This is a genomic window from Streptomyces rubellomurinus (assembly GCF_000961885.1).
Lineage (GTDB): Bacteria > Actinomycetota > Actinomycetes > Streptomycetales > Streptomycetaceae > Kitasatospora > Kitasatospora rubellomurina.
Window position 1 is genome coordinate 16,118 of sequence record NZ_JZKH01000040.1, and the last position, 16,019, is coordinate 32,136.

Genomic DNA, 16,019 nt, shown 5'->3' on the forward strand with positions numbered 1-16,019 from the left:
GGGGGTGCGGCGAACGCACGGGCCGTCAGCCGTCGCGGCGGCGGGCGAGGTGGGCGGTGACGTCGGCGGCCACCTCGACCTGCGGCGGCAGGGCCGCCAGGATCCGCTCGAACACCTGCTGCCGGTCGGCGGGCGGCAGCATCAGGTACGCGGAGACGGTGGAGAGGTGGCCGACGTAGTCGTGGGCGGGCATCGTCAACCGGCGCTCGATCACGTGCTGCTGGACGTCGGTGAAGCTGTCGGACCGCTGGAGTTCGGTGCCGGGCCACAGCATCGCGGCGTCCCAGGGGGTGCCGTCCGGGGACGGGATCTCGTCGGTGGCCAGGAACGGCGCCCGGGCGGCGCTGACGGCCTCCTGCGCGGCGGGGTCGGCGAGTTGGACGGGCCCGCCGAAGGAGGCGAAGACGCCGCCCGGCTCCAGCAGGGCGGCGGCCCGCTCCCACCGGCCGTCCGGGGACGTCCAGTGCAGGGCGGCGGCTGCGTAGAGGAGGTCGTACGGGTGGTCGGGTCGGATCTCTTCGAACGTGGCCTGCTCCGCGCGGACGTTCACGGGTGCGTGCCGGCGCAGTTCGGCGAGCATGGCCGGGTCGGGTTCGGTCGCGGTGACGGCGATGCCGTGTTCGGCGAACAGGCGGGTCGCCTTGCCGGTGCCCGCGCCGATTTCCAGCGCGGTCCGGATCGGGCGGCCCGCGTAGGACGCCACCAGGTCGTGGAGCGCGGCGGGGTAGCCGGGGCGGTAGCGCTCGTAGGCGGCCGCGATCGCTCCGAAGCTCAGGGCGCGTTCAGACATGGTGTGCATCCTGGCAGTAGGCCTGGGTCACCGGAAGCTCGCCGCGTTGTCCCGGGCCCAGGTGCGGAAGCTTCGGGGCGGGCGGCCGAGGACGCGGTCGACGGTGTCGGTGACGCGCTCGGGTTCGCGGGTGAAGGACTCCCAGGCGCGGAGGCGGGATTCGACGAAGGCGGCGTTGCCCCAGGCGGCGGTGAGGTGTTCGCGGGCGACCTCGGGAGGCAGGTCCTCGAAGCGGACGTTGATGCCGGCCTCTTCGCCGATGATCCGGGCGAGTTCGGCGTGGGAGAGCGATTCGGGGCCGGTGATCAGGTACTTGGCGCCCGCGTGGCCGTCCTCGGTGAGGGCGCGGACGGCGACGGCGGCGATGTCCCGCTCGTCGATCAGCGAGCGCCGGGCCTGTCCGTAGGGCCAGCGGACGACGCCCTGGCGGATCTGGTCGGCCCAGCCGAGCATGTTGCCCGCGAAGTCGATGGCCCGGACGAAGGTCCAGGAGAGGGAGGAGCGGCGGATCAGGCGCTCGATCTCCTGGTGGAAGATCGAGGGTGACTCGTCATCGGCGAGGTCGGCGACGTCGGTGGAGAGGTAGACGACCCGGGTGGCGTGCTCGGCGATCGCTTCGACGATCGGGCGGGGGTCGATGCCGGGAAGGCCGGGCCACATCAGGTAGACGCGGTCGACGCCGGGCAGGGCGGCACGGATGGTGGCGGGGTCGGAGAGGTCGCCGGTTATGGATGTGGCGCCCTCGATCGATCGGGCCGGATCGCGGACCAACGCCCTTACGGAGTGGCCCCCTTGGGCGAGCTCGCTGACGACGTGCCGCCCGACACTTCCGTTCGCCCCGATGACAAGAATCTCTCCCATGCCGAGCCGCAACACGGGGGAGTGGCGATCTATGCCCGGGAACGAGGACGGGGTCCGACACCGAGAAGGTGTCGGACCCCGTCCGATGGAGCGCCAGGCCCGGGTTGCACGGACTCTTCCTACTGAAAGTAGGACGTGCTCTGGTAGCACCGCTGACGCCTGGCGAGGGATCGTGTCCCTCGCAACGAGAAGAAGATTAGCAGCTCAGCGGGCGTAGATCGAATCGGGGGCGGCTAGAGGTCGAACTCCCCGTTGCGGATGGCGGAGACGAGGTCGCGCCACTCGGCAGGAGTGAGTTGGGCGATGGCAGCAGGCTGAAGGGTGCTGCGGACGTACACGCTGTCTGAGGTGATGGCTACCTCTGGGCAGTTATTGCCATCGCCGCACGCGCTGGGCTTCCGCCATGCGATGTCTTCCACAGGGGCCTCACAGGCTGTTCATGATGCTGGAGATCGCGTCACGAGAGGCAGACGGATCGAGCGCACGATCACGCATCGCCCCGAGAATGCTGCGGTAGTTCTCCAGCTGGTTCATCTCGGTCAGGAACGCTGGCGATCCTACGGAGTCCAGCTGGACTGTATCGAGCCGGGGTACGGGCCCGCTTGCATAGAGCACAGCCTGCCCGGCGCCCTTGAATCCGCCGGCCTTGAACTCCAGAACGCGCAGTGTCACGTTGGGGGCCTCGGAGAGTGCGAGGAGCTGCTTCAGTTGCTCCCTGGCGACTGCCGACCCTCCGAACTCCATGCGTAGCGCGGCCTCATGGACAATCGCTTCGTATTCAAGTGGGTCGCTGCGTGTCAGGAGCTCGGCCCGCCGCATTCGGTTCTCAACTCGCGCCTCGATGTTCAGCGGGCGCAGCGGCGGATAGACCTCGCGGAAGATCGCCCGAGCCGTGTCCTCGGTCTGCATGAGCCCTGGCACATGGCAGATCTGATAGGTCACCAATGCCCGTGAGTAGTGCTCGACCTCGGAGATCTCAAGAATTCCGGCAGGGACCAGCCCCCTGTGCTCCTCCCACCATCCCTTGGTGCGGTCGGCGGCCATCTCGGCGACCGCGTCGACGTATACGGCGTCGGCCTCCTCGTACTCGGAGGCGAGCGCGAGGACCCGTTCCCCACTGATCGGGTAGCTGCCCTGTTCGATCAGCGTGATCTTGCTGCGGTCCAGCCCGAGAACAGCGGCAGCGTCTCCAGCCGTGCGCCCGGCGGCTTCTCGCATCTTTCGCAGCTCGATGCCGACGCGCTTCCGGCGTGCGGTTGGAGTAGGTGGCATCTCCCCAGCATCCATCGTTCGGGCGCGACGAGTCCAGCGAACAGATAGGCACACTTTCCGTAGTCGGCTAGCAAATTTGCTATCCGCTGCCCTACAGTCAGTGACGCACCCATCACCGATGCGGCTGCCAGTAGCCGCTCGGCGCATCCCTCCTTCCTCTGGGAGACCCTGTGCGCAACCTCAACTCCCCTTCCCTCACCCTCTCCCGTGACACGCTCCGCTCCGCGATGTCCCGCGAGGGGTGGCCGCCCTCGGCCGCCTTCGACGCCGAGCTCGCCATGGTCGAACTCATCGTCAACGCCTGGCGCCACGGGGACACGGCCTCGCCCGCCGTCGTCATCCTCCTCCGACCCGACACCCTCCGCGTCACGGTCTCCGACCGCTCCCCGCTCCTCCCCGAGCAGCGTCCGACCTCCCTCCTCTCCGAGACCGGCCGGGGCCTCCAGCTCGTCGCCGGACTCACCCACCGCTGGGGCGTCGACCCCCAGGAACTGGGCAAGTCCGTCTGGTTCGAGCTGCACCAGGGCGGTGCCGCGTGAGCGCCCACCACCCGATCCACCCCGCCGACCCCGCCCTCTTCCACCTCACCGGCCGCGAGATCGCCGAGCTCATCGTCGAACTCCGCACCGAGGGACGCGAGTTCGGCCTCCTCTGGCCGTCCGCCGAGCCCGGCGAGGCCAACCTGCACGGCCGCCGCCTGGTCAACCTCGGCAACATCCCGGCCAGCACCCTCATCAACCTCCTCGCGCTCCTGCGCGAGTACAAGCGCACCCGGGACGGCGCCCGGGAGTAGCGGAACACTCCAAGATCAGCTCGCGATCCTTGTCCCCGCCCGCCCGCAGCCCGTCTCCGCCCTGTCGCAGACTGGCAGGACCGCAAGGACCAAGGACCAAGGACGGCCATCGTGAGCGAGCGCGTTCTCACCCCCCGCAACCGGGGTTTCCTCTTCCTCGATTCCCACCCGGCGGGCTGCTCGCAGCTGGTGGCCGACATGTGGCAGGCCTGCCCCGAGCCCGCCACCACCCCCGAGGGCGACGGCCCGGTGGCGCTGATCATCGGCTCCTCTGCCGGGTACGGCCTGGCGGCCACCGTCGCCGGCCTCAAGCGCGCGGGCATCCGTGGCGTCATGGTCTCCTTCGAGAAGGCCCCCACCGCCCGCCGCACCGGTACGGCCGGCTGGTACCGCACCGCCGCCACCGCCGACCTCGCCCGCGCCGCCGGCCGAGACCTGGTCTTCCTCAACGGCGACGCCTTCTCGGACGCCATGAAGGACGAGGTCGCCGACCTCATCGAGCAGCGCTTCGGGGGCCGACTGGACTACCTCATCTACTCGGTGGCCGCACCCCGCCGCACCGACCCGGACACCGGCGTCACCTACTCCTCCGTCCTCAAGCCGATCGGCGCGGCCAACCGCACCCGGACCCTGGTCTTCGACGACCAGGGCGCCCCCGAGGTGCGCGAGGTCGAGACCGGCCCGGCCGAGGGCGACGACGTCGAGCAGACCGTGGCCGTGATGGGCGGCGCGGACTGGGAGCGCTGGATCGACCACCTGGCCGGTCGCGGCCTGCTCAACGAGGGCTTCGCCACCGCCGCGCTCTCCTACATCGGCTCGCCCCTCACCGCCGCCATCTACCGCCAGGGCACCATCGGCGCGGCCAAGGCCCACCTGGAGGCCACCGCCCGTACGCTCGACGACCGCCTCGACAAGACCGTGGGCGGCCGGGCGGTGACCTCCGTCAACGGCGCGGCCGTCACCCAGTCCTCCACCGCCATTCCGGGCATCGCCCTGTACCTCGGCCTGCTGCGTGCCGTCCTCGGCGACCGCCTGGTCCCGCCGGTGCACCAGCTCGCCTCCCTGTGGGACCAGTTGACCGGCGCCACCCCGCTGGTCCTGGACGACGAGGGCCGCGTCCGCCTCGACACCTGGGAGCTCACCGACGACGTCCAGGCGGCCGTGGCCGAGCGCTGGGAGGCCGCGACCACCGACTCCATCGCCGGTCTCGCCGACCTCGACTGGTTCCGCGCCGAGGTCCAGCGCCTGTACGGCTTCTCGGTGCCGGGCATCGACTACACCGCCCCGGTGGCCACCGAGATCCCCTGGCCCGACACCACCCGCTGATCACCCTCGCTGACCACCCCCGCTGCGCAGGAAGTCGACCCCGCCGACTTCCTGCGCAGCGCGGCGTCTCAGGACAGCGTGCCGAGGGCGTGCACGCCGGTACGGGTGCTGCGGTAGACAGCCGTACCGGCGGCCGCCAGCGAGACGCGGGTGTACTCGGTGTCGGAGCGCAGGTCGTCCGGCGCGTCCTGCCATTGCTGCTTGCCGGTGTCGAGGTCGAAGGCGAACAGTCGTTCGTCGTTCGTCCCGACGTACGCACTGCCGTCTGCGACGGTCATCGAGCTCTCCCCGCGGCCCAGGCCGAGGGTCGTGGTGGCCGTCCAGCGCGGCTCGCCGGTTTCCGTGTCCATCGCGCTCAGAGTGTCGCCGCTGAGGAAGCAGACCGTTCCGCCCGCGGCCGACACCGCGCAGTTGGTCGCGCCGTGCCGGCGCTGCCAGCGCACCCGGCCGGTGGCCGCGTCCAGGGAGCAGACCCAGGTGCCGGTCCTGTCCTCGGTGGCGTACGTGAGCAGGAGGGCGCCACGGTGGAGGACGGGAGTGTTGTAGGCGCCGAGGACGGAGCCCTGGGCCCAGCGCTGCTCGCCGCTGCGCGCGTCGAAGGCGCGGGCGCCGTACTCCCGGCCGACCGCGTACACGGTGTCGTCGGCCAGGGCCAGGTAGCCTTCGGGGCCCAACGGCCTGCTCCAGCGGCGCTCGCCGGTGGCCGCGTCGTAGGCGTTCAGCGCGCCGTCGTGGGCCGCGAACACGCTGCCGCCCCTGATGACCGGGCCCTGCCCCCAGGTGAGACCGGTCCACCGCGCGACCGGCACCTGCCAGCGCACGTCCCCGGTCGCCGCGTCGAGGGTCTGCAGGCCGGTCGGGGCGGCCACGCTCAGCACACCGTCCCCGACCGCCGACGGGCGGCCGTAGTTCTCGGTCATGGGGTCGGCCGCGCCGACCGCCCGGCTCCAGCGGACGGCGCCGGTGCGCGGGTCGAGAGCGCGCAGGTTGCCGTCGTACCCGGAGACGAAGAGGCCGTCCTGCGGGCCGCCGGACAGGACGACCCGCCCGCTCGCGGCCGTCGTGCTCCACAGCCGGGGGCCACGGGCGGCGTCCCGGCGCGCCCACCACCGGGCCCCGCCCGCGACGGCGAGCGCGGCCGCGCCGCCCGCGGCGCTCAGCAGCAGCCGCCTGCGGTCGATCTGGGGGCGGGCCGGCCGGTCCTGCGCCGCTGCACCGGAGTTCACGTCGGAATCGGAGTTCACGTCTCCTCTGACTTCGTACCCGGACCCGATGGTTGCGTGACGTCTCGAACCTTTTCGGCCGTCCAGCGGGCCGACGAGGCGGTCCGGCCGTGTGCGCCTGCGTAGGTAGTGGCCGGGCCGACTACCTACGCAGGCATTTCCTCGCTTATGCGATGTGCTCCCGAATGAATTCGCCGATCCGCTGCGGAAGGCCGGGCGAGAACAGTGTGTGCCCCATTCCCGGAATCGGCCGGAATCGCGAACCGGGAATCCCCTCGGCCAGGGCCCGGCCGTGCGCGAGCGGGCGCAGCGGGTCCTCCGTGCCGTGCAGGACCAGGGTCGGAGCCTCGATCGTGGACAGCGGGGCCAGGCGGTCCTCGGTCATGGCGCGTCCGGCCAGGTCGTGGTTGAGGGCTGCCGCGTGGTTGCCGGTCAGGTCGAACGAGGTCTCCACGAAGCGGCGGGCGGCGGGCTCGTCGAACGGCAGGGCGTCGCCGTTGAGCACGCGCCACGTCTCGACGTTCGCCGCGACGTACTCGTCCCGCGTCCCCTGGGGGAGGGTGGCGCGGTGGGCGAGGTGCGCCAGGAAGCGGGCGGCGGGCGGCGGCAGGTCGTCGGGGTCGGGTGCCTGGCCGGCCAGGGCGCGGGCCCAGGCCGGGCCCGGGCTGTGGCCCATCGGGCCGGTCATCATCGCGGTCAGGCTCAGCACGCGTTCGGGGCGGTGCACGGCCAGCCACTGGGCGATCGCGCCGCCCAGGGACGCTCCGACGACGTGCGCGGCGGCCGCGCCGTGGCCGTCGAGCACCGCCGTCGCGTCCGCGGCCAGGTCCGCCAGCGCGTAGGGGTGGGTGGCGAAGTCCACGCACGTGGACCGGCCGGTGTCCCGGTGGTCGTAGCGGATGACCTGGCGGCCGCCGGCCACCAGGACGTCCACCAGCTCGTCCGGCCATCCGATGCCGGGCGCGGCCGTGCCCATCACCAGCAGGACGGCCGGGTCGTCCGGGGAGCCGACCCGTTCGGTCCGGAGTCGCAATTCACCGGATTCGACGAATAACTCGGCGCGTGAAGTCATGGCCGCCAATCTAGCGAATGGCCAATCAATTATCCATCGTCGCGGGAATATGACTTTCGATCATTGTCGTGATAAAATAAGGGACAGTTGCCGGGCTTGCGACGCCTCGAATTCCTAGCCGAGCGAAGCCAGCGCCGCGGGCCGCACCGCGCCGGAGGCAGCCGAGCCGCGCAGCAGGGCGGCCAGGTCGTGGGGCGGCGCCTGCTCGCTGGTCGGGGTCGCCGCCGCGATCCGGTCCAGCCGGAAGCCCCGGCCCGCCTGCCGGGTGCGGCACCAGGCGATGAGGTACCACTTGCCGTCCGCGGTGAGCAGCCCGGCCGGTTCCACGGCGCGCTCGCTCTCCCGCCCGGCCGCGTCGACGTAGGCCAGCCGCAGCACCGTGCCGCCGGTGAGGGCCTGTTCCACCGCGGTTCGGACGGACTCGGCGGTGCGGGCCGGCAGCGCGACGATCCGTGCGGCGAGCTCCTGGGCGGCGAGCGAGGCGGGGCCGGTCATCGAGGCCGCGATCTTCTGGGAGGCCGTGCGGGCGGCACCGGCGTAGGGGGCGGAGGCGTCGGCCGCAGCGAGGGCGGCGACCAGGGCCGAGGCCTCCTCGGTGGTGAAGCGGATCGGCGGGAGGGTCATCGCCGGGTCGATCGACCAGCCCCCGCCCCGCCCGGAGGTGGCGCGCACCGGTACGCCGGCGTCCATCAGCGCCTGGAGGTCGCGTTGCACCGTGCGCGTGCTGACCTCGAACCGCGTGGCGAGCGCCGCGACCGTCAACGGCCGCGGCGCCGCCGCGCGCAGCTCTTCCACCAGTGCGTAGAGCCGAGGAGTGCGATTCACGGGGCTCGACGTTACCGGCGCGCCGTGACCCGGCGCGCCGTGGCCCGTCACGCCGTGGCCAGGAAGTCCCGCTCGCGCCGCAGCTCCCGCTCGGTGACGGTCAGCGGGAACAGGGTGAAGCCGTGCATCGCGCCCGCGACGACGCCGAGTTGCACGGGCGCACCGGCCGCCCGCCACCGCTGGGCCAGGAAGAGCGAGTCGTCCAGCAGCGGGTCCTCCGAGCCGACGACGATCCGGGCCGGCGGCAGGCCGGCCAGGTCGGCGAAGAGCGGCGAGACCTCCGGGTCGCGGCGCTCCTCCGGCCCCATCCCCGGTGTGAAGAGTCCGTAACTGCCGCGCAGCGCGTCGGTGTTGCTCAGCAGTCGCCTGGATCCGAACAGCCGTTGGCTCGGTGTCATCGAGAGGTCGTACGGGCCGAAGAACAGGTGGGCCGCCCGGAAGGCGCCGGTGATGCCGTGCCGGTCGCGAAGGCGCAGCAGGGTCAGCACGCTCAGGTGCGCGCCGGCCGATTCGCCGCCGATCAGCAGCCGCCCGGTGCCGAACTCGGTGGCGGCGTGGTCCACCAGCCAGCGGGCGGCCCCCTCGCAGTCGTCCGGCCCGGCGGGGAACGGGTGCTCCGGCGCCAGGCGGTACTCCACGCTCACCACGGCCAGCCGCGCCTGCACGGCGAGCCTCCAGAGCCGTTCGTCCTGCCCGTCCGCGGAGCCGAACGCCCAGCCGCCGCCGTGGATGTGCAGGTACACGCCGTCGACCTGATCCGGGACGAACGTCCGGACCTTCACGCCGTCCGCGACGGTACGGTCCCGGCCCTGCGGCAGTCTCACCGGCGGTGTGTCGCCGGCGAGCCGGTTGCGCCGCAGGAGTGCCAGCAGGGCCGCGTCCGGTGCTCGGCCGCGAACGGGACGGCTCGCGGCGGCCGTCTCGAACTGCTCGTTGAAGGCCAGGGTCTCGGCGAGGCAGTCCTCGTCTGTGATCGTCATGCGTCGAACGTTCGCAGCCGTCCGCGACAACACCCTGTCACCCTTTTCCGGTGACCTGCGTCACGGTGTCGAGTCGTCCGGTGGCGGCATGGCTCCTCGGCTCAACCGGACACGCGCACCACGTACTTGCCGAGCGCCCGCCGCTCCTGCATGGCGTCGTGCGCGGCCGGGACGGCTTCCAGTCCGGCCAGTTCGGTGACCGGCAGGTCGAGCCCGCCGCCCGCGAGCAGGTCGAGGACCCGGCGGATCGCGCGGCCGAGTCGCGCGGGGTCGCCGGCGGCCATGGCGCGGTGGCTGAAGCCGGTGACGGTGAGGTTGTCGGCCATCAGGCGGCCGAGCGGGGGCAGGGCGTCGAGGGCGCCGCCGCCCGCGTTGCCGAACAGGACGATCCGGCCGCCGTGCGCGGCCAGGTCGAGGTCGAGGTCCAGCGCCTCCGTGCCGAGCGGGTCGAGCACGAGGTCGACGCCCTTTCCGCCGGTCGCCTCCCGGACGGCGTCGAGCAGGTCGGCGTCCCGGGCGAAGGCGTGGTCGTAGCCGGCCTCGACGGCGGCGGCGGCCTTCTCGGGGCGGCCCACCGTGCCGATCAGCCGGCCGCCGCCGAGCAGCGGGACGAGCTGGGCGATCGCGTGTCCGATCCCGCCGCCGGCCGAGTGCACCAGCACGGTGTCCCCGGCGGCGAACCGGCCGGCGTCGCCGAGCAGCAGCATCGCGGTGGCCAGGCCGAGCGGGACGGCGGCGGCCTCGCGCAGCGGCACCCCGTCCGGAACGGGCACGGTGAGCACGGCCGCGGCGATCGCGACCTCGGCCAGCCCGCCGCCGACCGGCGCGGCCACCACCCGGTCGCCGACCGCCAGGCCGGTGACGCCCTCGCCGAGCTCCCGGACGGTGCCGGACACCTCCTTGCCCGGCAGGTGCGGCCACGCGGCGGTGTAGCCGCCGTCGCCCCGGCGGGCCATCACGTCCACGAAGTTGAGCCCGGCGTAGGCGACGTCGATCGTGACCTCGCCGGGGCCGGGGCGCGGCGCGTCGATCTCCTGGACCTGCGAGTTCTCGCTCCCGCCGGCCGCCGTCATCACCAGTGCACGCATGTCGGAACCCCCTCCGTTACGATGTTCTACGAACATCGAATTTGGTGTTGCGACAGTGGTACCACTCCGTTTCGGTGATTGTCGAACATCGCAGCTCAGAGAGGTCGTCACATGCCCCGAAGCACCCGCCGCCGACCGGCGCTCGCGCACCCCGAGCCCGAGCAGATCGATCTCTTCGACGTTCTGCACGCGCTCTCCGACCCCACTCGGATGACCATCGTGAGTGTGCTGCGCGCCGAGCCGGAGCGCGTCTGCGGCACCTTCCCGGTGAACGTCGCGCCCTCCACGCTCAGCCACCACTTCAAGGTGCTGCGCGAGGCCGGCCTGATCCGCCAGCGGGAGGAGGGGAACCGCCGGTTCAGCGCCCTGCGCGCCGTCGACCTGGAACAGCGCTTCCCCGGCCTGCTCGACAGCATCCTCGCCGCCCACGCCCGGACGGCGGAGGAGGCGCAGGAGGCGCAGGAGGCCGAGGAGGGCGGCGGGGCCTGACGGCTCGGCGCGGCGACCGGAAGGCCGGTGAGCGGAAGGCCGGTGCGCGGAAAGCCGACGACCCCGGCCGCACGGGGGTGGCGGCCGAGGTCATCGGTCGAAGGGAAGCGGGCCGGCGCCTGCTTCCGGTCAGGTGGTCGAGGTGGCCTCGACGGTGACGGCGGCACGCTGGCCCGTCGTCATGCCTCCAGCCTCCCACCGGAACCGGCACCGCCGCCTCCGACCTGCGACGGGCTTCGCGCCGCCGCCTCCCCCCGGTGGGGGAGGGCCGCCTCCACCCGGGAGCCGGGCCGCTCGGCGCCGCCGTGGGGTAACGGGGGCGGGCGCGTGCAGCCGCTCGGTGCAGCTGCTCAGTGCGGCCGCTCAGCGCAGCCGCGAGGAGGACAGGATCGACGCCAGGTGCGCCACCACCATCCCCCAGGTGATCGCCGTGATCCCGGCGAGCGTCCACCGCGTCGCGTCCAGGTTGTGCAGCCCCGCGTCCACCGCGGCCGCCGCCAGCAGCACCAGGGACGCCTCGATGCCGTTCGTCACCCGGTGGATCTTGAAGATCGAGGCGAGCCGGCGGGCCGTCGCGATGCCCTGCGAGCGCGGCTGGGTCGACTCCTCGTCCGCCGGCGCCTGCCCGCTCCGGGCCCGGGCCACGTCCACCAGGTCCGTCGAGGCCTTCAGCAGCACCACGCCCAGCGCGGCCGCCAGGCCCGCCGACACCCACAGGTCCGAACCGCCGCGAGCCGCCCGGACACCGGCACCGATCATCAGCGCGGCGTCCGCCAGGTAGGCGCCGAGCCGGTCCACGTACACCCCGGCCATGCTGAACTGGCGCTTCCAGCGCGCCACTTCGCCGTCCACGCAGTCGAACAGCAGGAACAGCTGGAACAGCACGGCGGCCAGCACCGCACCGGTCAGGCCGGGGATCAGCAGGGCCGCGCCGCCGCCGACCCCGCACACCACCATCACCCAGGTGAGCGTGTTCGGCGACACCGAGGTGCGTACCAACTGCCGGGTGGTGCGCAGCGAGAGGGCCCGCATGTACAGCCGGCCCGCCCAGTGTTCACCGTTGCGGCTCTGCAGCTTGGCCTGCGGCTGGCACACCTCGCGCAGATCGGCGAGCGCCGGAGCAGCCACCATGACGAATTCCCTCCACCTGTTCTGGAACCTGGCCCGAAACGACCACCACGAAGGCTAAGGCCTGCGGGAGGGCGCTCCGACCAGCCCCCGGAGCCCGCCGGCGGCCCCGAAAACCGGTGGGCCGCCCAAGGCCCCCGGGCTAGGCTGCGCGGGTTCGCCGGAACCGGAGCCCCCGGGCCCGATCGCCCGCTCCCGCACGCCGGTTGAGGCGGTTCGACGCGGCCCCGGGGCGGATGACGAGGAGCACAGCACCATGGTGACCACGGGCGCCCCGCAGAGCCCCGAGCCGGCCCGACTCCTGGACGGCCACCGGCCGCAGGGCCCGGCCGAGACCGCCGACCTCGCCCGGGTCCGCCCGCGGGCCGACGCCCCGGACGCCTGGGAGCGCGCCACCCCGCTGCACTTCACCGCCTCCGCGCTGATCGTCCACCCGCCGACCCGCCGGGTGCTGCTGCGCTGGCACGTCCGCCAGCAGGCCTGGCTGCAGGTCGGCGGCCACGGCGACCCGGGGGAGACCAGCCCGCTGGACATCGCCCTGCGCGAGGGCCGCGAGGAGACCGGCCTCACCGACCTCGCCCCCTGGCCGGACGCGGCGCTCGTCCACCTCGTCGTGGTGCCCGTCCCCGCCTCGCCCGTCGAGCCCGCGCACGAGCACGCCGACCTGCGCTTCCTGCTCGCCACCGCGACCCCGGACGACGCCCGCCCGGAGAACCCGGCCGCGCCGCTGGAATGGCTGACCATCGAGGAGGCCAAGGAGCGGACCACCGAGGAGAACCTGCGGGAGACCCTGGACCGCGCCGCCCGCCTGCTCGCCTGACGCCCCGCCCGTTCACCTGCTCGCCCGACGGAGAGACCCCCCGATGCACACCGACCAGATCCTCATCTTCGACGCCGACGACACCCTCTGGGAGAACAACGTCATCTTCGAGCGGGTCACCGACGCCTTCCTGGACTGGGTCGCCGCCCCGGCCGAGCGGGAGCGCACCCGCACCCTCCTCGCCGGGATCGAAGCCGCCAACGTCCCCACCCTCGGCTACGGCGCCGGCTCCTTCCGGCAGAGCCTCGCCGACTGCCTGAGCCGGCTGAACGGCGACCGCACCCCCACCGCCGCCGAGCTGGCCCGGATCGACGACCTGCTCGCCCCGCTCACCCGGCGCGGCGGGATCGAGCTGATCCCCGGCGTCGCCGACACCCTCGCCGCCCTCGCCGGCCGGCACCACCTGCTGCTGCTCACCAAGGGCGACCAGGAGGAGCAGCGGGCGAAGGTGGCGGCCTCCACCATCGACCACCACTTCCGCGGCATCCACATCGTGGCCGAGAAGTCGACCGGCACCTACCGGGAGCTCACCGCCGAGCTCGCCCTCGACCCCGCCCGCACCTGGATGATCGGCAACTCGCCGAAGTCCGACATCGCCCCCGCCCGCGCGGCCGGCCTACGCACCGTCTTCATCCCGCACGAGCACACCTGGGTGCTGGAGCACCAGGAGCTGCGCCCGGACGAGGCGACGCTGCGGCTCACGGCCTTCCCGGAGCTGCTGCGCCACTTCTGAGCGAGCCGGACGAGCCGGACAGTCCGGACGAGCCGGACGGCCCGGACGAGCCGGACCGCCAGACGGCCGGACTACACGGCGAGCGCGGCCGCCGGGGCCGGAACGCCCCGGTACAGCCAGGCCCGCTCGGTGGCCGACCAGACGCTCGTCGTCAGCAGGTAGAGCGCCGCGGCCACCGGCACCAGCAGCGCGAAGAACACCGACCCGAACGACAGGTACGGCAGCAGCGCCGCCCCCGGCTGCGGGGTGGTCTGCGCCGCCGCCGCACGCCGGGCCCGGCGGTAGTTGACGTACCCGACCGCCGCCAGCCCGGCGTACAGCACCGCGAACACCGCGACCTGCCCGGCGCCGTGCGCGTTCCCGACGTGCAGGCCGAGCGGCACGCCGAACAGGGTGTGGTCGAGCAGGTCGTTCGGGGTGGTGAACAGCCGGTACATCACCGAGAAGAACGGGATCTGGACCAGCACCGGCAGGCATCCGGCGACCGGCGAGACCTGCTCCTTCCGGTACAGCTCCGCCATCGCCTCCCGCAGCTTCTCGGGGCGGTCCTTGTGCTTGCGGTTCAGCTCGGCGATCTTCGGCGCGAGCTTCGAACGGGCCTTCTCCCCGCGCGCCGCCGCCCGCGCCAGCGGGTGCAGCGACAGCCGGACGACGAGGACGAACAGGACGATCGCGAGCGCGGTCGGGACGACGTGGGCGAGTGCGGCGACGGCGGCGTGGGCGACGGCGACGGCCGGGTCGAGAACGGCGAGAACGGACATGGTGAAGCGAGCCCTCCGGGGTCTCAGGACATGAGTGGTCGACGGAGGACGGCCGCGCGCAGCTGCCGACAGCAGGTGTGCGGGAGTACGGGGGGAGTACGGGTTACGCGGCCGCCGGGGCCGCGCCCGGTGCCCTGGGGCGTCGCCTGCCCCGGGCGTCCGGATCACGCTGCGGAAGGAACGCCGTACGGAAGGCCCGGCGCCGCAGCACTCCGCTGCGCACCACGGCCGGCGCCCGCGCGCCCAGCAGCCGCGCCCCGGCGAGTGCCCCGGCGACCGCACCGGCCACCAGGGCCACGGCCGCGGCGGCGGCGACGGACGTCAGCGCGCCGCCTTCGGTCACCAGGTCCCCGGTCAACACCCGGAGCAGCCCGAGCAGCATCGCGACGACGCCCACAGCGCTCCCCCCTTCGGTGTCCGGCCGGTTACCACTGCCATGCATGCGTTCAGCACGACGATCGTACGGCCCGACGGGTTCCCGCCGTCAACGGGTTGTCGCGCGGGGTGTAGCCGCCGGTGCTACACGGGGCTACCGTGGAGGACATGAAGACCATTACCCAGCGGGAGTTCCGGAACAACTCCGCCGCCGTGATGGACGCGGTGGAGGCCGGGGAGACCTTCCACATCACCCGGAACGGGGTCGAGGTCGCCGAGCTGCGGCCGGTCACCGGGCGGCGCCGGCTCACGGCCGAGGAGCTGGTCGCCCGGCACGTGAAGCTGCCCAAGGTGGACTACCAGCAGATGCGCAAGGAGGCCGAGGAGTACTTCGGCCCCGAGGACCTGATCGGCGACGAGGGCGACGACCCGTTCGAGCGCCGGCGTGGCTGAGCGCCGCCGCGCGTCCCGGCGCCGGCCGGCCGGGGTGCTAGACACCTGCGTCTACATCGACCTCGCGCTGCTCAACCCGGCCGACCTGCCGGCCGTGCCCGAGCTGACCGCGATCACCTTCGCCGAGCTGCAGCAGGGCGTGTCGATGGCCCGCGACCCGGCCAGCCGCGCCGCCCGGCTGGAGGTGCTGGGCGCCGCGATGGCCGACTTCGACCCGCTGCCCTTCGACGCGGCCGCCGCCGCCCGCTACGGGACGCTGGTCACGCTCACCATCGCCGCCGGGCGGCAGCCGAGGCCGCGCCGGATCGACCTGATGATCGCCGCCGTCGCCTCCGCGCACGGACTGCCGCTCTACACCCGCAACGTCTCGGACTTCCGCGGGCTGGGCTCGGCGGTGGAGGTCATCGGGGTGTGAGGGCGGCGCTGCCGTCCCGCTCGACCCGGTCGGCCAGGGCGGCCGCGTACCGGTACGCCTCCGCCCGGTCGCGGCTGCGCAGCAGGACGGTGTTCCCGCCGGCCTTGCCCCGCTCGCTCCCCGCCTTGGCGGCCACGGCCCAGCGCGGGCGGCGGAGCAGGGCGAGCACCAGCCAGCGGAGGCCGAAGTTCAGGCCCACCAGGAGGGCGATGGGGATCAGCAGCAGGACCCCCTCGCCGGTGCCGCCGCCTCCGTCGAGGTTGCGCATGGGCTCGTAGGCGTGCAGCCTCCCGGCAGTGGCCCGGAACCGGCCGAGCCACACCACCGCGATCCGCACCGGCTGCCCGTCCGGCCCGGTCACGTCGACGAAGCCGATGGACCCGCTCCGCCTGCCCCCGCCCCAGGACTCCCGTTCCCGGGCGGTGCCGGTGACCCGCTGCTGCTCGCGCGCCTCGGCCTCCCCGGCGGCCTGGCGCTTCTCGAACTCGGCGTTCCAGGCCTTCTCGCGCTCCTTCTGCCCGGCCGCCCACTCCTGCTCGCGCCGCCGCCGCTCGTCCGCGTCGGCCGGTGCCCGCCACCCCCGCTGATCAGTCATCCGGGCAGCCTAAAGGACCG

21 protein-coding genes are annotated in these 16,019 nt (G+C 73.2%); 8 read left to right on the top strand and 13 right to left on the bottom strand.

Annotated features, from left to right (window positions below):
• Window positions 1-25: 25 nt before the first annotated feature.
• From VM95_RS20070 to VM95_RS20080, 4 genes are all read right to left on the bottom strand, one after another.
• A complete protein-coding gene (locus tag VM95_RS20070) occupies window positions 26-790 on the bottom strand; it encodes a class I SAM-dependent methyltransferase (RefSeq protein ID WP_045698778.1) in 765 nt (254 codons plus the stop codon).
• A 27-nt stretch (window positions 791-817) separates the two neighbouring features.
• Window positions 818-1,651 (bottom strand): NmrA family NAD(P)-binding protein, encoded by an 834-nt coding sequence (locus VM95_RS20075; RefSeq protein ID WP_045698780.1) that lies wholly within the window; start codon window positions 1,649-1,651, stop codon window positions 818-820.
• Between the two features lie 233 nt (window positions 1,652-1,884).
• Window positions 1,885-2,070, bottom strand: coding sequence for a DUF397 domain-containing protein (locus VM95_RS40475; RefSeq protein ID WP_078860217.1), 186 nt, complete (start codon window positions 2,068-2,070; stop codon window positions 1,885-1,887).
• 7 nt (window positions 2,071-2,077) lie between these two features.
• Entirely contained in the window at window positions 2,078-2,938 is an 861-nt protein-coding gene (locus tag VM95_RS20080; RefSeq protein WP_341846020.1) for a helix-turn-helix domain-containing protein, read from the bottom strand.
• 155 nt (window positions 2,939-3,093) lie between these two features.
• On the opposite strand from VM95_RS20080, the gene VM95_RS20085 reads away from it, so the two are divergent.
• From VM95_RS20085 to fabV, 3 genes are all read left to right on the top strand, one after another.
• Window positions 3,094-3,462 carry an ATP-binding protein gene (locus VM95_RS20085; protein ID WP_052707465.1) on the top strand — a complete coding sequence of 123 codons (369 nt, stop codon included), beginning with the start codon at window positions 3,094-3,096 and terminating at the stop codon, window positions 3,460-3,462.
• Window positions 3,459-3,716 carry a hypothetical protein gene (locus VM95_RS20090; protein WP_045698784.1) on the top strand — a complete coding sequence of 86 codons (258 nt, stop codon included), beginning with the start codon at window positions 3,459-3,461 and terminating at the stop codon, window positions 3,714-3,716. The genes VM95_RS20085 and VM95_RS20090 overlap by 4 nt, the downstream gene beginning before the upstream one ends.
• Before the next feature lie 111 nt (window positions 3,717-3,827).
• Complete coding sequence (gene fabV / locus VM95_RS20095) at window positions 3,828-5,042, top strand: enoyl-[acyl-carrier-protein] reductase FabV (RefSeq protein WP_045698786.1); 1,215 nt, start codon at window positions 3,828-3,830, stop codon at window positions 5,040-5,042.
• Window positions 5,043-5,110: 68 nt separating this feature from the next.
• Here fabV and VM95_RS20100 read toward each other — a convergent pair whose 3' ends face one another.
• From VM95_RS20100 to VM95_RS20120, 5 genes are all read right to left on the bottom strand, one after another.
• Window positions 5,111-6,268 (bottom strand): outer membrane protein assembly factor BamB family protein, encoded by a 1,158-nt coding sequence (locus tag VM95_RS20100; RefSeq protein ID WP_167352940.1) that lies wholly within the window; start codon window positions 6,266-6,268, stop codon window positions 5,111-5,113.
• A gap of 163 nt (window positions 6,269-6,431) precedes the next feature.
• Complete coding sequence (locus tag VM95_RS20105) at window positions 6,432-7,337, bottom strand: alpha/beta fold hydrolase (RefSeq protein ID WP_045698790.1); 906 nt, start codon at window positions 7,335-7,337, stop codon at window positions 6,432-6,434.
• A 114-nt stretch (window positions 7,338-7,451) separates the two neighbouring features.
• Entirely contained in the window at window positions 7,452-8,162 is a 711-nt protein-coding gene (locus VM95_RS20110) for a helix-turn-helix transcriptional regulator (RefSeq protein ID WP_045698793.1), read from the bottom strand.
• A gap of 47 nt (window positions 8,163-8,209) precedes the next feature.
• Window positions 8,210-9,142: an alpha/beta hydrolase gene (locus VM95_RS20115; protein ID WP_045698795.1), complete on the bottom strand. Its 933-nt coding sequence runs from the start codon at window positions 9,140-9,142 to the stop codon at window positions 8,210-8,212.
• Between the two features lie 101 nt (window positions 9,143-9,243).
• Window positions 9,244-10,230, bottom strand: coding sequence for a quinone oxidoreductase family protein (locus VM95_RS20120; RefSeq protein ID WP_045698797.1), 987 nt, complete (start codon window positions 10,228-10,230; stop codon window positions 9,244-9,246).
• Between the two features lie 111 nt (window positions 10,231-10,341).
• Between VM95_RS20120 and VM95_RS20125 the strand changes: the two genes are divergently transcribed.
• The gene (locus VM95_RS20125) at window positions 10,342-10,719 is read left to right on the top strand and encodes an ArsR/SmtB family transcription factor (protein ID WP_045698799.1); all 378 of its coding nucleotides are present in this window, start codon (window positions 10,342-10,344) and stop codon (window positions 10,717-10,719) included.
• Between the two features lie 363 nt (window positions 10,720-11,082).
• Here the strand turns inward: VM95_RS20125 and VM95_RS20130 are convergent, their stop codons facing one another.
• Window positions 11,083-11,850 carry a CDP-alcohol phosphatidyltransferase family protein gene (locus tag VM95_RS20130; protein ID WP_045698801.1) on the bottom strand — a complete coding sequence of 256 codons (768 nt, stop codon included), beginning with the start codon at window positions 11,848-11,850 and terminating at the stop codon, window positions 11,083-11,085.
• Between the two features lie 253 nt (window positions 11,851-12,103).
• Here VM95_RS20130 and VM95_RS38940 point away from each other — a divergent pair, with 253 nt between their 5' ends.
• Both VM95_RS38940 and VM95_RS20140 read left to right on the top strand, forming a co-directional pair.
• Window positions 12,104-12,667, top strand: a complete 564-nt coding sequence (locus tag VM95_RS38940; protein ID WP_045709848.1) for an NUDIX hydrolase — start codon at window positions 12,104-12,106, stop codon at window positions 12,665-12,667.
• 43 nt (window positions 12,668-12,710) lie between these two features.
• A complete protein-coding gene (locus VM95_RS20140; protein WP_045698803.1) occupies window positions 12,711-13,400 on the top strand; it encodes an HAD family hydrolase in 690 nt (229 codons plus the stop codon).
• Window positions 13,401-13,471: 71 nt separating this feature from the next.
• On the opposite strand, the gene VM95_RS20145 is transcribed toward VM95_RS20140, so the two are convergent.
• Both VM95_RS20145 and VM95_RS20150 read right to left on the bottom strand, forming a co-directional pair.
• Window positions 13,472-14,161 (bottom strand): YidC/Oxa1 family membrane protein insertase, encoded by a 690-nt coding sequence (locus VM95_RS20145; protein WP_045698806.1) that lies wholly within the window; start codon window positions 14,159-14,161, stop codon window positions 13,472-13,474.
• A gap of 103 nt (window positions 14,162-14,264) precedes the next feature.
• Window positions 14,265-14,558 (bottom strand): DUF6412 domain-containing protein, encoded by a 294-nt coding sequence (locus VM95_RS20150; RefSeq protein ID WP_244178857.1) that lies wholly within the window; start codon window positions 14,556-14,558, stop codon window positions 14,265-14,267.
• A 146-nt stretch (window positions 14,559-14,704) separates the two neighbouring features.
• Here VM95_RS20150 and VM95_RS20155 point away from each other — a divergent pair, with 146 nt between their 5' ends.
• The gene (locus tag VM95_RS20155; RefSeq protein WP_045698810.1) at window positions 14,705-14,989 is read left to right on the top strand and encodes a type II toxin-antitoxin system Phd/YefM family antitoxin; all 285 of its coding nucleotides are present in this window, start codon (window positions 14,705-14,707) and stop codon (window positions 14,987-14,989) included.
• Window positions 14,982-15,404, top strand: coding sequence for a type II toxin-antitoxin system VapC family toxin (locus tag VM95_RS20160; protein WP_045698813.1), 423 nt, complete (start codon window positions 14,982-14,984; stop codon window positions 15,402-15,404). Before VM95_RS20155 ends, VM95_RS20160 begins: the two co-directional genes overlap by 8 nt.
• Here VM95_RS20160 and VM95_RS20165 read toward each other — a convergent pair.
• On the bottom strand, window positions 15,391-15,999 hold the full coding sequence (locus VM95_RS20165; RefSeq protein ID WP_045698815.1) for a hypothetical protein: 609 nt from the start codon (window positions 15,997-15,999) through the stop codon (window positions 15,391-15,393). The genes VM95_RS20160 and VM95_RS20165 overlap by 14 nt on opposite strands.
• Window positions 16,000-16,019: the final 20 nt, after the last annotated feature.